Source organism: Reichenbachiella sp., from assembly GCF_965223055.1.
Taxonomy (GTDB): Bacteria; Bacteroidota; Bacteroidia; order Cytophagales; family Cyclobacteriaceae; genus Reichenbachiella.
The window spans coordinates 853,687-867,088 of sequence record NZ_CBDCVM010000012.1 but is presented as its reverse complement, the minus strand read 5'-3'; the positions used below and the strand labels follow the sequence as shown (position 1 = coordinate 867,088).

At 39.8% G+C, this 13,402-nt stretch carries 12 protein-coding genes; 2 read left to right on the top strand and 10 right to left on the bottom strand.

What is annotated here, in order from left to right; all coding sequences use genetic code 11:
* The first annotated feature begins 197 nt into the window (after positions 1-197).
* Positions 198-2,543 carry a BamA/TamA family outer membrane protein gene (locus ACOQO5_RS19150; protein WP_420583298.1) on the top strand — a complete coding sequence of 782 codons (2,346 nt, stop codon included), beginning with the start codon at positions 198-200 and terminating at the stop codon, positions 2,541-2,543.
* A 9-nt stretch (positions 2,544-2,552) separates the two neighbouring features.
* Positions 2,553-3,443 (top strand): oxygen-dependent coproporphyrinogen oxidase, encoded by an 891-nt coding sequence (hemF, locus tag ACOQO5_RS19145; RefSeq protein WP_420583297.1) that lies wholly within the window; start codon positions 2,553-2,555, stop codon positions 3,441-3,443.
* Positions 3,444-3,480: 37 nt separating this feature from the next.
* Here hemF and ACOQO5_RS19140 read toward each other — a convergent pair whose 3' ends face one another.
* From ACOQO5_RS19140 to ACOQO5_RS19095, 10 genes are all read right to left on the bottom strand, one after another.
* Positions 3,481-3,840, bottom strand: coding sequence for a hypothetical protein (locus ACOQO5_RS19140; protein WP_420583296.1), 360 nt, complete (start codon positions 3,838-3,840; stop codon positions 3,481-3,483).
* Positions 3,841-3,897: 57 nt separating this feature from the next.
* Positions 3,898-4,233, bottom strand: a complete 336-nt coding sequence (locus ACOQO5_RS19135; protein ID WP_420583295.1) for a T9SS type A sorting domain-containing protein — start codon at positions 4,231-4,233, stop codon at positions 3,898-3,900.
* A 400-nt stretch (positions 4,234-4,633) separates the two neighbouring features.
* Positions 4,634-5,461: a 4-(cytidine 5'-diphospho)-2-C-methyl-D-erythritol kinase gene (ispE, locus tag ACOQO5_RS19130; RefSeq protein ID WP_420583294.1), complete on the bottom strand. Its 828-nt coding sequence runs from the start codon at positions 5,459-5,461 to the stop codon at positions 4,634-4,636.
* A gap of 121 nt (positions 5,462-5,582) precedes the next feature.
* Positions 5,583-6,395: an enoyl-ACP reductase FabI gene (locus tag ACOQO5_RS19125; RefSeq protein ID WP_420583293.1), complete on the bottom strand. Its 813-nt coding sequence runs from the start codon at positions 6,393-6,395 to the stop codon at positions 5,583-5,585.
* A gap of 182 nt (positions 6,396-6,577) precedes the next feature.
* Positions 6,578-8,233, bottom strand: coding sequence for a DNA repair protein RecN (recN, locus tag ACOQO5_RS19120; protein WP_420583292.1), 1,656 nt, complete (start codon positions 8,231-8,233; stop codon positions 6,578-6,580).
* Between the two features lie 107 nt (positions 8,234-8,340).
* A complete protein-coding gene (locus tag ACOQO5_RS19115) occupies positions 8,341-9,249 on the bottom strand; it encodes a DUF4835 family protein (protein WP_420583291.1) in 909 nt (302 codons plus the stop codon).
* Complete coding sequence (coaBC, locus tag ACOQO5_RS19110) at positions 9,230-10,432, bottom strand: bifunctional phosphopantothenoylcysteine decarboxylase/phosphopantothenate--cysteine ligase CoaBC (protein ID WP_420583290.1); 1,203 nt, start codon at positions 10,430-10,432, stop codon at positions 9,230-9,232. Before coaBC ends, ACOQO5_RS19115 begins: the two co-directional genes overlap by 20 nt.
* Positions 10,433-10,443: 11 nt before the next feature.
* Positions 10,444-10,767: a DNA-directed RNA polymerase subunit omega gene (locus tag ACOQO5_RS19105; protein ID WP_420583289.1), complete on the bottom strand. Its 324-nt coding sequence runs from the start codon at positions 10,765-10,767 to the stop codon at positions 10,444-10,446.
* A 2-nt stretch (positions 10,768-10,769) separates the two neighbouring features.
* Positions 10,770-11,585 carry an outer membrane protein assembly factor BamD gene (locus tag ACOQO5_RS19100; RefSeq protein ID WP_420583288.1) on the bottom strand — a complete coding sequence of 272 codons (816 nt, stop codon included), beginning with the start codon at positions 11,583-11,585 and terminating at the stop codon, positions 10,770-10,772.
* A gap of 75 nt (positions 11,586-11,660) precedes the next feature.
* Positions 11,661-13,334 (bottom strand): OstA-like protein, encoded by a 1,674-nt coding sequence (locus tag ACOQO5_RS19095; protein WP_420583287.1) that lies wholly within the window; start codon positions 13,332-13,334, stop codon positions 11,661-11,663.
* Between the last annotated feature and the right edge of the window lie 68 nt (positions 13,335-13,402).

Genomic DNA, 13,402 nt, shown 5'->3' with positions numbered 1-13,402 from the left:
TGCTTTATTTATCAAAATTTAGCTTTTGCGCGGCATTCACGGCGATCTAAAACCGAAAGCTGATATTAGTCCAAACTTAATGGATAATCAGTAAATCAAGGCAATTGATCATCGACTAGACAGAGAAAAGTATTAACATTTTCAAACCTTCATATAGGCCTATTATTCTAATCCTATTTCTGTTTCTCACAGGATGTATGGGAAGGAGGTTTTTACCTGACGGCGAATCCTTATTAGTCGAACAAAAACTGGATGGAGCAGACAAATTGAATAAAGAAGAAATTCAATCTCTTTACGAATACGAACCCAATCGAAAAATACTTTTCATTCCGTGGTCACCCTATGTAGGCATATATCAACGAGGGTTGAAGCGTTATGATTCAGCAAAATATGAGCAGAAAATTGAAGCCATTCAAACCAAATTCAATAAAAAAATAGCAAAAAAGGACAAAGAGAAGAAACAAAAAAGGCTTCGAGCCAAAATGAATAAAAAGGTCAATAAAGAGGTCCGAAATATAAAAGAAGGAAATTTTGGAATGAGAATGGGTGAACCATTGGCCATTTTTGACTCTGCCAAAGAGAATGCCACTGTGGAGAAAATCCAGGATTACATGGAAACCAAAGGTTACTTTAATTCAGAGGTGACTTATACGACTGAGAGTACTTTCAAAATGGTTTCTACACTTTATACCATTGAAAGAAATCAGCCTTACGTTATTGATTCTATATTCTACAATATACCAGACACCGCTATGTACAATAGAGTGATTGAATCATCTGATGAATCGCTATTGCGGACCAGTGAAAATTATGAACAAGCAAATCTGGTAGAAGAAAGAGACCGACTCAATACCTATATGCTCAACAATGGCTATTACAATTTCAGCCGTCAATTTATCAGTTTCGTTGTGGATTCTTCTTCACTTGGAGATAGAAAAGTTATCATCGGACTAACTATTCGAAACCCCAACAATCAACCCAAACACAAAGTATATACGATAGATTCAGTCATATTCACGACAGATGCAGACATTACAGGTTTAGTCTCAAATAGGCAGAATGAGGAATACAAAGGAATTACGTACCAATTCTACAGCAAGAGATATTCAGAGAAAATTCTGGACAGAAGAATATTCTTGAAACCTGGAGATCTCTATCGAAGGTCCAACACATTGGAAACACAAAAACAATTATCCAATATGGACATTTTCAAATTCATCAATGTAAACTATGACACAACTGGCGGACAATTTGTTTCCAACGTATTTACTAGCCCATTGAAAAAATTTCAAACCTCCTCTGAATTAGGACTCAATGTAAGCAAAGGTTTACCAGGCCCATTCTTCAATGCTTCAATTAAGAATAGAAATACATTTCGAGGATTGGAAGTGATGGAATTGAGTGGCAGAGTAGGTTTCGAAGGTATCTCTGGTGCGACAGATACTGGCAACCCGTACTCATCACTTGATTATGGAGCAAACCTGGCCTTTACTTTTCCGCAATTTATGATTCCGATCGGTTCGGATTTGAGAGTCAAACTTGGCCACCTCAACCCCAAAACCAGACTTTCTTTTGGCTTGAACTACACGGATAGAACAGAATACTTACGAACCAATATCAACACATCTTTGAACCTTAGTTGGCAGAACTACAAAAAACGCCGAAATTATATATTAAGTATTGCAGACATTAACTTCATAGATTCGGATGTAACAGACAGTTATCAAAAATTTCTGGATGAACTTGAAGCACAAGGCAACAATTTGAGCAACTCCTTCTTGCCTTCTTTTGTAAGTAGCTCATGGCTTAGTGTCACGTACAATATCAATGACTACGGAAATAGGAATGAAAAATCGTCCTTTTTCCGATATCGGATTATCGCAGGAGGTAATTTTTACAGTGCTATTGCCAAACAAATATTTGACAGAGATTTAGAATATTTCAAATATGCCAAAATAGACCTTGACTTCAGACATTCTGCTCCGATGAATTCCCAAATTACGCTAGCCTACCGGGCACATTTGGGAGTAGCAATCCCTTATGGAGAAAACAAAACTTTGCCGTATGAAGAATTCTTCTTTGCGGGGGGTAGCAATAGTATTCGTGCCTGGCAGCCCCGACGACTTGGTCCTGGATCATTCTTACCTGTCGATTCTTTAGGTGTATACAATAACGACTTTGAGCAACCTGGAGAGATTCTGCTAGAAACCAGTGTCGAATTTAGACATAAGATATTTGGTTTTTTACATGGTGCGCTATTTGTAGACATGGGGAATACCTGGACCATGCGAGTGGATCCAGTGAGACCGGGTAGTCAGTTCCAATTTGATAGTTTCTTAAAGGAAATTGCCATAGGAGCTGGATATGGTCTGAGATTAGATTTCTCCTTCCTTCTCTTAAGGCTCGATGCAGCATGGAAAATTTACGACCCGGGTAGTCAAACCAGGTATGACAATGCCGTGAGTAGAGGAAGTTTCGATCTCCCTGACTACAGCAACTATAACCGCCTGGTATGGAATCTGGGTATTGGTTATCCTTTTTAATACTAAGAAATGACGAAAGAAGAAATACAAGATTGGTTCAAAGGACTTCAAGATGGCATTTGCTCAGCCTTGGAAAAAACCGACGGAAAGGGAAAATTTCACCAAGACCTATGGGAAAGACCAGAAGGAGGAGGTGGCCGAACCAGAGTCATAAGAGACGGAAACATTCTGGAGAAAGGAGGAGTAAATTTCTCTGCGGTGCATGGTCCTACGCCAGACAAAATTCTAGAAGCACTTAAAATCGATCAAGCTGATTTCTTTGCCACAGGCGTGTCCATTGTCATGCATCCCCATAGTCCTATGGTCCCGATCATTCATATGAACGTTCGTTATTTTGAAATGAGCAACGGCATCAGCTGGTTTGGTGGTGGCATAGACCTCACTCCTCATTATGTAGATGAAAAGGATGCCAAATATTTCCACAACCAAATGAAGAGCTGCTGCGATAAACACGATGCCTCCTACTATCCAGAATTCAAAAAGTGGGCAGATGATTATTTCTTTATAAAACACCGAAAAGAGACCCGAGGAGTAGGTGGTATTTTCTTTGATCGCCTGTCGGCCAATGACCAGTTTAGCAAAGAAGACCGTTGGAAGTTTGTGCAAGATGTAGGCAGTCAGTTTGCGCCTATCTACACCCATTTGATGGCAAAAAACAAAGACTTGCCATTTAGTGAAAGCGAAAAACAATGGCAATACTTGCGTCGAGGCCGCTATGCTGAGTTCAATTTGGTCTGGGACAAAGGCACCAAGTTCGGATTAGACACAGACGGGCGAACAGAGTCTATTTTGATGAGCTTGCCTCCTCAAGCGAACTGGGAGTACAATCATACTCCGGCAGAGGGATCAAAGGAGCAACAAACATTAGATCTGCTTAAAAAAGGGATAGATTGGGTATAGCACTTTATATGTTCCTTGAGGACCAGACCAACAAAGGTTAACCGCCACTTCGAGACTTAACATATGGCATGCAGCCGAACAAAAAAGAGATAACTTCAACACCCTCAGAGTTACTCACATGAGCACTCTGAGGATGAAAATCCTTAAACACAGAGTCCCTTTCAGGTGACTCTGTGTGATATTTAGTAACTGCTTGGATGAGTGCGTTATTGATATACGTTGCTAAAAATCTCCTATGGCCTGCAACAAGGAATTGATTCGATATAAATTGGCTCAGCAGAAAGCCGATGGGGATGGCCACGTCCGCTGACGATCCTTTCAGTCTATCAGCATCCTCGCCATGACGAGGTGACCCAAAAAAAAAGCATCCTGCCGGCCAGGACAGGATGCTTTGCATGATACAAAAACAAAACTACTTAACGATTAAGTTTCTTTAGCGTACCGATCGAGTCGGTTACTTCTTTTCGATTTTCTTTCGTACGCTGTAATCTTCGTTGCTTACTTCGTAAGAATATGATCCAGCAGGCAAATTCGAAATATCGAATCTTTTCAATACCTTGTCTCTTTTTACTTTGCCTCCGTAAAGGACAACACCAGCTTCATCTTTGATGGTAATTCTCACTTTACTATCCGCAGAGTTCTCTACCTGGATGTAAACCATACCATTTTTCTGCGTGAAAATATTTGCCTTTACTTCTGAAACGTCCTTGGTATCTACACCGTGGATTTCAGCTGTTGCTACTGATGAGAAGGTTAAAGTTGCGATCACTAATAATGATAAAGCTTTCATAAGAATTTGTTTTTCTTGTTTAATAATTATGTAGCAAGGTTAACGGCGTTTTCCGACTGGCGAAAGCGATTTCCGGTGAGCTTCATTATTTGTCGGGTGAAATGCAGCAGTTTTCAGATGAATTTTAAGGGGCATTTTGGGGTTAAAAACAGCACCAAACAATAGCTATATTTTTATCTGTCAGATGACAGGTTTTTAGTAGTAAAAGTGCAGATAAATGAAATAGATGAGTGTTTTATTAAAGAGGTTACTTGAAGTAACCTCTTTAATTCTTGGCTTTCAAGACGACAAGTAATCAAATTAAACCCCTGATACTTGTTGGTGACAACACCAACAAGGGCGGAGATAATTGCTTAAATAATTGAAAAGATCAATTTGAGATTGGATATTCACTAAATTATCATTTTACCCAAACCTTCAAATTTGCAAAACTGCTTCTAGTATTTCCCGCACCTTTACCAAATACTCCAAAAACTGCCGAACCTGTCCCGGTCATCGAAGCGAAGTGCGCTCCTTGTTCAAGAAGTTGTCCTTTGATCTGTTGAATTTCCGGATGGGCAGCGAAAACCGTCTCTTCAAAGTCGTTGACAACGGTGCCTTGCCAGTTTTTGGGTGGTTCTTGAAGAGTAGCTCTTAGATCGTAATTCGGCTCTCTAGGAGTAATGCCACTGAAAGCCGTTTTGGTACTGACGTGAATGCCTGGAAACACCACGACTAGCTCATAACCTGAAAGGTCAACCGTAACATCTTCCATCACTTCTCCTATTCCAGTCACTAGCTTCGGCTTATTGTCGATAAAGAATGGGCAATCCGCCCCTAAGGTTTTGGCGTAGGTCTCTAATTCTCCTTTAGTCAATCCTATTTCAAAGAGATCATTCAACAATTTCAAGGCAAAAGCCCCGTCTGCCGAACCGCCACCTAATCCTGCTCCCATTGGGATCACTTTGTGCAAATGCATTTTTACCGGCGGGATGTCGTGCTTATTTTTTAGTAATTCATAAGCTTTCACGCATAGGTTGCCGTTGCTATCGCCTGGAATGTCCAAGCCAGATGAAGTGAATTCGAATAGCTCTGAAGGAACTACTTCGAGCGCGTCCTTCCAGTCAATAGGCAAAAAACAAGAAGAGAGATTGTGATAGCCATCCGCTCGCTTGGAGGTGATATTGAGACCGATGTTGATCTTGGCGTTGGGGAAGGCGATCATGGGAAGGTGCGTAATTGATCGCATCAAAAATCTAATCCATCATCACGAGGATACGAAGTGATCTTATTGTTCGAATTCCAATCGATCTATAAGATTGCTTCATGTTGTTCGCAATGACGAACTTTTTGATGCGATCATTCAAGTTTTACTTAGTCATCTGATCTACGATGTCCTGCGTGATACCGGACGAAGAGAATCCACCGTCGTGCATCAAGTTTTGCATGGTCACCATCTTAGTCAAGTCAGAGAACATAGAGATACAGTAGTCTGCACAAGCAGCCGCAGAAGCATTGCCTAGTGGCGACATTTTCTCTGCATAGTCCATGAATACATCGAAACCTCCAACTCCAGACCCAGCAGTGGTCATGGTTGGCGACTGAGAGATGGTGTTCACTCTTACTTTCTTTAATCTCGCGAATCTCTCACCATAGCTTCGTGCGATAGACTCCAGCATGGCTTTGGCTTGCGCCATATCTGAATAATCAGGGAAAGTTCTTTGCGCAGCGATATAGGTCAATGCCAGGATAGAACCCCACTCGTTCATGGCGTCTTGCTTTTCAGCTACTGCCATTACTTTATGAAATGAAATCGCAGAAATGTCCATGGTCTTGAGCATCCAATCGTAATTCAAATCACCGTACTCTTTATTTTTTCTTACATTCGGGCTCATGCCGATCGAATGCAACACGAAATCCAATTTTCCACCTAATACTTCCTGAGACTTGGTGAACAAATTTTCCAAATCTTCTACAGAGGTAGCATCTGCTGGGATCACTTCAGATCCACATTCTTCTGCCAATTTGTTGATCGCACCCATACGCAAAGCGATTGGGGCGTTGGTCAATGTAAATGAAGCACCTTGCTCTTTGGCTTTCAAAGCCACTTTCCATGCAATTGAATTTTCGTCCAAAGCACCAAAGATGATCCCTCTTTTTCCTTTTAATAGATTATTAGACATTTGATTTAGTTTCTATTGTTGTATAAAATCGTAAAGATAAACTTTACTCAGTATTTAGTAATTAGTATTTGGTTTTTAGTAGGCGAAGGGACAAATTCTATTGGAACTTTTCCAAAGTTTCCCTTCATTCTCCTCTTCGATAAGAGGCTAGCTGCCGTTTTAAGAACCAACTTTAGAAAAGATTATTTCATTTCTATGAGTTCCTTGGCACTATTTCGTGCTGTATCCGAAGGATTCTCTCCTCCGATCATTTTGGCAATTTCTTCCAGACGATCAGCAGGCTCCAGTTTACGAATCATACTCTCAGCTTTCTCCGCTTCGTTGTTTTTGTAAACAAAATAATGCGCCTGACCGCGAGCTGCAATCTGCGGCAAATGACTGATCGAAATGATCTGATGATTTTCAGACATTCGTCGCATCATATTCGCCATCTTCAAGGCAATCTCTCCAGACACACCAGTATCTATTTCATCAAACACCACCGTAGGCATAGCTGTTTTGCTTGCCAGCAAATATTTGATACAGAACATCAATCGAGAAAATTCTCCTCCTGAAGCTACATTGCCTACTGGCTCTGGTTTAATCCCTTTATTCGCACTAAAAAGTATTTCGATTTCATCTATACCCAGTTTCCAAGGCTCCACTCTTTTATAGACAAACTCTACATGCCCATCAGGCATACCCACTTCGGCAAGTAAATCGTTCAATGAAGAAGAAAAAGTATCGATTTGACTACGCCTTTTTTCTGAAAGTGCTTCAGCCGATTGGATCATCTGCCGTTCTAACTTATCCTTTTCGATCCTCAATCCATTGATCTCTTCTTCCAGATTAATGCCATCAAGCGTATCGCTTTCAAGCTCATTTTGAATTGCAATCAATCCTCCAATATCAGTCACTTTGTGCTTTTGTTGGAGTTTATAAATCAGATCGAGTCGTTGGTTTACCTCTTCAAGACGAGCCGGGTTGTGTTCTACATTATCCTGAATATTGATCACATCCCGGATGATATCAATAATTTCTTCTGTTGCTGATTCAAACCTAGAACTCAGCGTTTCCAATTCCTTAGAAAAGCCAGCTATATTTTTTAATGCCACTGTGGCTTCCTTCAAGCGGTCATTGATCGCCACTTCACTTTCATCAAACTCCACAGATATTTGAGACAGTTTGAGTTTAATCTCTTCTGCGTGCTCCAGGAGCTTGAGTTCTTCTTCCAGCACTGATTGCTCTTCAGCCTTTAGGTCAGCTGCCACTAATTCTTCTAAAAGGTACTTTTTATAGTCTTCGTCGGTCTTTGAGTTTTTTTCTTTCTCTAGTAGTGTTGTTAGCTTTTTGGACAATTGACTGAATGTCTGAAAATCAGATAGAAACTGCTGCAATTCTTTAGTCGTCTGAGCGAAATCATCAATCAGCTTTACCTTCACTGATTTATTACCCAATTGAATACTTTCATTTTGAGAATGAATATCGATCAAACGCAGCCCCACAGTCTTCATCACCTCCAGTGTCACTGGCACATCATTGATAAAGGCTCTTGATTTGCCTTTAGGATTAATCTCTCGTCGGATAATAGAAGCATCTTCATAGTCTAGATCCTCCTCCTCAAAAAGCGAGGCTAAGCCAAGTTTGGAAATGTCAAACTCCCCTTCTACTACGCACTTTTTTTCTTTATCTAGCAGCGCTTTGGTATCTGCCCGCTTGCCTAGCAATAACCCTACGGCGCCAAGCATGATGGACTTGCCAGCTCCAGTTTCACCAGTGATAATATTCAACCCTGCATCCGGCTCGAGTTGCAGTTTTTTTATCAATGCATAATTACTGATGGACAAACTGGAAATCATATATAGGCTATTCCTTCTTTAGGTGAAAATGAGGTCAAAAATAAGAACTTTCAAGATATGTAACTGCTTATCTTTTCCAAAGTTTAGCTCTTTGAAAAAGCTATAGGTTAGTTATCCAATATCTTTCCAAATTGCTCAGTTTTGGAAGGCTCTAGCGCTTTGAGGATATTATAAACTTCTCGCCGTTGAGACAAGTCACCTTCAGAAAAGATACTCACAATCTCATCCATTTTGGCATCTAAAAATGAAATGATCAAAATAGACCTTGGCTTAGAACGATTAACTTCTTGTACCTTTTTCAAAGCTTCGAAGATATTTGTTCTTGCGGTCTCAGGATCATCAGCCATCAGGTCCAATCCTTTGAGATGGTAATCGTACATTACCTCGCGCATGGGCTCCATTACTTGGTCGATGCTATTCTCGGCCAGCCAATACCTATTTCTTACACTATTGAATTGATCCCAACCAGTATAGCCCGACTGCTGTGCATTGTTTACCACTTGCCAGGCAGCTTCAAAATATCGCTGACCACCAAGCTTTTCAAAAGAGTCGTAATCATTGGCTATGATCATATAGGCATAAAATCCCAGCATCGAAGTGATGTTAGATATAAAGGTTGTGGGTTGAAAATCAAGCGGTTGAGATTCCGTATATTCAAAATTAAAATCTCTATCTGCAAAATTGATCAGCACTGCTTCGTAAGATGAGTTGAAGACCGGTCTGGCTGCAATGACTTGCACGGTAGCTTGAAAATTACCCAAAGATGGCTGAGATTCTAAAGTAATATTCACTCCACAATTAATTCTTTCTTGATTTTCAAATCGTTCATCCGCCCATTTCCTATCATTTAGAAATTTAGAAAACTCCACTTCCATTTCTTGAAATACTTTTCTTTCAGTGGTTTCAATTTGTACGGCATTCACTGTCACTTGACAGTTTAACTCTTGAGCGGTTAGAGGCCGGATAGGCCAAGCCAATAAAACAATAAGGAAAAAATTAAGATTGGATCTTTTCATGAATGCAGTCAACAATATCTTCAGCTACTTTTTGCTTTGATTTCAGCTCAAAGTGTTTTGGTTTTTGATCAACGCTGAAGATAGTAATTTTATTAGTATCGACAGAAAATCCGGCACCATTATCGTTTAAAGAATTCAGCACAATGAGATCAAAATTCTTCTTAACCAATTTCTCTCGTGCATGTTGCTCTTCATTTTCCGTCTCAAGAGCGAAGCCTACATTGATTTGCGTCTGAGACTTACGCTGCCCCATTTCAGCCGCAATGTCCTTGTTTTTGATTAACTCTATGGTCATGGACTCGCCTGCCTTTTTGATTTTCTCTTCAGCAGGAGAAACGGGTCTATAATCTGCCACTGCGGCAGCAAAAATTGTGATATCGGACTTAGGATATCTTTCGCCCACTGCTTCATACATTTCATCCGCTGAAGAAACATGAACTAAGGTAATTGAATCAGAATCCACTGGATATTTCCCCGGCCCAGCAATAAGTTGAACATGAGCTCCTTCTCTCGCCAAGACATGAGCAATCGCTAGTCCCATTTTTCCAGAAGAGTGATTGCCAATAAAACGGACTGGGTCAATTTTCTCGAAGGTAGGTCCAGCAGTTATTAAAACTTGCTTTCCTTCAAATCTTTTTTTTTTAGCAAAGTGAGACTCTACTTTGTCCAATAGCTCCTCTGGCTCGGCCATTCGTCCTTCTCCTACAAGTCCGCTAGCCAATTCTCCATGATTAGCATCCAACACTTGATGGCCGAAAGACTGTAAAGTTTTGAGATTTTGTAAGGTGGCAGGGTGCTTATACATATCCAAATCCATAGCAGGTGCTAACATTACTGGACATTTAGCGGATAAATAAGTGGCTAGCAGCAGGTTGTCGCATAGACCATTTGCCATTTTCGCCAAAGTATTGGCACTGGCTGGAGCGATTAGAAACAAATCGGCCCAAAGGCCTAATTCCACATGGTTTTCCCACTGTCCTTGCTCATCTTTTTCAAAAGAAGAAACTGCAGGATTTTTAGAAAGTGTAGAAAGTGTAAGTGGTGTAATAAAAGTTTTGGCTGATGAAGTCATAACTACACGAACCTCACAACCAGCTTTGACCAAGAGTCTGATCAAAAGTGCGGATTTGTATGCGGCTATACTGCCGCATACTCCTAATAATATTTTCTTCCCCTTTAGCATTGGGGCTTCAATTAAATTTCGATGCCGCCTTCTTCTTTCACAGCATCTCTAACCAAGACTTTTCCTTCGGAAAATTCTTCGATAGCCACGATCGTTGGCTTTGGCATTCTTTCGTAAAACTTAGAAATCTCGATTTGCTCTCTGTTTTCGAAGATTTCCTCCAAGTTGTCAACAGTAGATGCAAATTCCGCCAATTTTCCACTCAACTCCTCTCTTACATTGGAAGAAATTTGTCTTGCTCTTTTAGAAATTACATTCAAAGACTTGTAGATGTTGCCAGTTGAAGCTGACAAATCAGTAATATCTCTTGTTACAATTGATGGTTTAACCGCCATTATTATGAATTTTTAGATAATTTTTTCTTTTGTTCAAGTGACTCTACATAAAACTTCTCCGCTTTCTTTAAGAATTCACTTTCCGGATATTTGTCTATAAACTCCTCATAGAGTTCAATAGTTTTTTGATAACGCTCTTTTTGCTTTGCCCTTATACTCTGCTTAGCATAGCTATACTCAGAATCCACTGCATAATACATGATTTCCTCATTTAGCTTTGAGTCTGGAAACTCATCTGCAAAAGTTTCGAAAGCCACTCTAGCCGCTTCCCACCTTTCCAATCGATGATACTGTTTAGCATTTTCAAATGCCTTTTTTTCTAATTTTCGTTGCAGCTCATCAATGTACTTAGTCGCTGGTTCTGCATACTCGCTATATGGGTTTCTATTGATAAAGGCCTGAAATTCGTTGACCGCCGTATAGGTACTGGTCTGATCTAAGTTGTAATCAGGACTCTGAAGATAAGCAGAATAAGCTGACATGTAAGCTGCTTCAACCGCCCACTCACTTCGAGAATAAATGGTCGCAAATTCCTTAAAATAGCTACCGCTTAGTATATATTGTCTTTGATGATAGTATGAATAGGCTCGATAAAAACTTGCTTTTTCGGCATCCTGAGTACCCTTAATTATAGGTAATACCTGATCAAATAAAACACCTGCTTTATAATACTCCTCTTCTTCGTAGTATCGAATAGCAGCCTCGTACTTCATTTGCCAGTCTGTACTTTTTTGCAGTCTTTTGAATTCACTACACGAAATGGCTAAAATCGCCACCAAAACCAGTACAAAATTCCCTAAAACCCTCATTTTTCGCATAAGCCTGCAAATATAGCTTCTTTGTTTTAAATACAATACATTTTTGAGACGAGATTATTATCAACCAGAATGGTTCTACCGCTCTTTTAACAAATGATCCTGAGTGGATTTTAGTTGCTTCATCATGCCAGATTTATCACCGTTTTCCAGCATTTTTTTCCCCTTTTCTATTTCCTCCTTATTTTTCTCAATTAGGAGCTTAGTCTTGCTTTCTAGGTTACCATATTTCGTCACCTTGTCACCAGGCTTATAATAGGTAGCTACTTCGTATAATTCCGGCCTTTCATCTGAACGCCAATCGAAGTCTTCAAGAAACATCTGATCTTCCTCCAATTCATGCGGTGGAATAAACTGTGCCTCTGGCTGTGTATAAAAGGAGATGTTCTTCATCAAGTTGTCTTCGAATCGTAGGGTCATTGAGCTACAGAAAATTTTATTCATTCCAATCATCAAACTATCTCCTTTAAGGACAAAATAATGACTCTCACCATTACCATTGATATCCATGGTTTGAATATCTCCATATTCATTAAAATCGCCAACCATCTTCCTGCCCTTAATTTGATTGTGTTGCCCAAGGGTATCAATTGAAATCAAGAAAGCTTTTTTTCTAAGTGTCATTGTTCTAAGAATATCATCTTTGAACAATAAATCAATACTATCTGAGACCATCTGACTGCTCTTATTCCAAATTACAGGATCGTTATACATGTGTATAGTAGAATCAGAAAGAAAATACGCCACCGAATCGCACTTACCTTGCATATTCAATTTGTACATCAGAATGTTATGATATGCCAGAATTCGTTCTTTGTCTTTATCCACATCTTCTATAGAAACCAATGCGTCGGATACCATAAAGAATGTATCTTGACGCATCACCCGCTTCATCAGTGGCCGGCCATAGACGGTACTTACTCCCGCTTTTTTATCATAGACTGCCTTTTCTCCGAAAATCAGGATATCATCTTTCTTTGATGTCATGACTACATTTCCCTTCGCTGTATAATATTTTTTTTGATCATCCAGAAACAACTCATCGCCAGTCACGATATAATTTCTTGTTTCTATAGTTCCTTCATTGAAGGTCGTTTGGTCATGGGAAGTTCTAAAACGACCACCATCTGAGTCTACGGTTGTTCCATCTTTATCCTCTATATAGGTTGGGCCTTTTGTCATAGCAACCTTAGTCCTAGATGAATACTCCAAGGTATCAGCCCTAAGATTGAAATCTGGAGATACCAAAAGCACATTGCGATAGAAGAAAGCCTGACTGCTTTTGGAATGGTACACACCATAGACGCTGGTTAGTGTATTTCTTTCATCCACCAGTTTACCATGTTCTTTAAATTCTCCTACTTCGGTAACTAAATTGTAGTCCAATATATCTGTATATAGTACTTTTTGTCCTTTTCTATATACCACATCCTCACGAAGCAAGGCCATGCCCTCATTTCCTTTATAAATAAGTTTTTTGGCTGTAATCGTAACAGAATCATCAACAATCCTTACTCTGCCAAAAGCTTCCATTTCGTTCTTTCGACTATAGAAATAAGCTGAATCACAATACACTGTAGTAGACTTTTGAGTAAAACTAACGTTGTGTAAAAGTTTCTTAAATCTTATTTTTCCGTCACGAGCATTTGTCAATCGATCAGCCTTATATCTAATCTTCTCTCCTTTCTGAGCTGTTGCAGCTTCAGAGATAAACAACGCACAAACCAACAAAAACAGAAATGTATTTCGCATAGTGTAAAAATATGTGGCAAAACTACATGGAAACCATGAGATAAGTAAACAATAAAACCGAGGACTGC

Coding starts and splice junctions, on each gene's coding strand:
- ACOQO5_RS19150 (WP_420583298.1), top strand. CDS start 198: ATGGGAAGGAGGTTTTTACCTGACGGCGAATCCTTATTAGTCGAACAA.
- hemF (WP_420583297.1), top strand. CDS start 2,553: ATGACGAAAGAAGAAATACAAGATTGGTTCAAAGGACTTCAAGATGGC.
- ACOQO5_RS19140 (WP_420583296.1), bottom strand. CDS start 3,840: ATGCAAAGCATCCTGTCCTGGCCGGCAGGATGCTTTTTTTTTGGGTCA.
- ACOQO5_RS19135 (WP_420583295.1), bottom strand. CDS start 4,233: ATGAAAGCTTTATCATTATTAGTGATCGCAACTTTAACCTTCTCATCA.
- ispE (WP_420583294.1), bottom strand. CDS start 5,461: ATGCGATCAATTACGCACCTTCCCATGATCGCCTTCCCCAACGCCAAG.
- ACOQO5_RS19125 (WP_420583293.1), bottom strand. CDS start 6,395: ATGTCTAATAATCTATTAAAAGGAAAAAGAGGGATCATCTTTGGTGCT.
- recN (WP_420583292.1), bottom strand. CDS start 8,233: ATGATTTCCAGTTTGTCCATCAGTAATTATGCATTGATAAAAAAACTG.
- ACOQO5_RS19115 (WP_420583291.1), bottom strand. CDS start 9,249: ATGAAAAGATCCAATCTTAATTTTTTCCTTATTGTTTTATTGGCTTGG.
- coaBC (WP_420583290.1), bottom strand. CDS start 10,432: ATGCTAAAGGGGAAGAAAATATTATTAGGAGTATGCGGCAGTATAGCC.
- ACOQO5_RS19105 (WP_420583289.1), bottom strand. CDS start 10,767: ATGGCGGTTAAACCATCAATTGTAACAAGAGATATTACTGATTTGTCA.
- ACOQO5_RS19100 (WP_420583288.1), bottom strand. CDS start 11,585: ATGCGAAAAATGAGGGTTTTAGGGAATTTTGTACTGGTTTTGGTGGCG.
- ACOQO5_RS19095 (WP_420583287.1), bottom strand. CDS start 13,334: ATGCGAAATACATTTCTGTTTTTGTTGGTTTGTGCGTTGTTTATCTCT.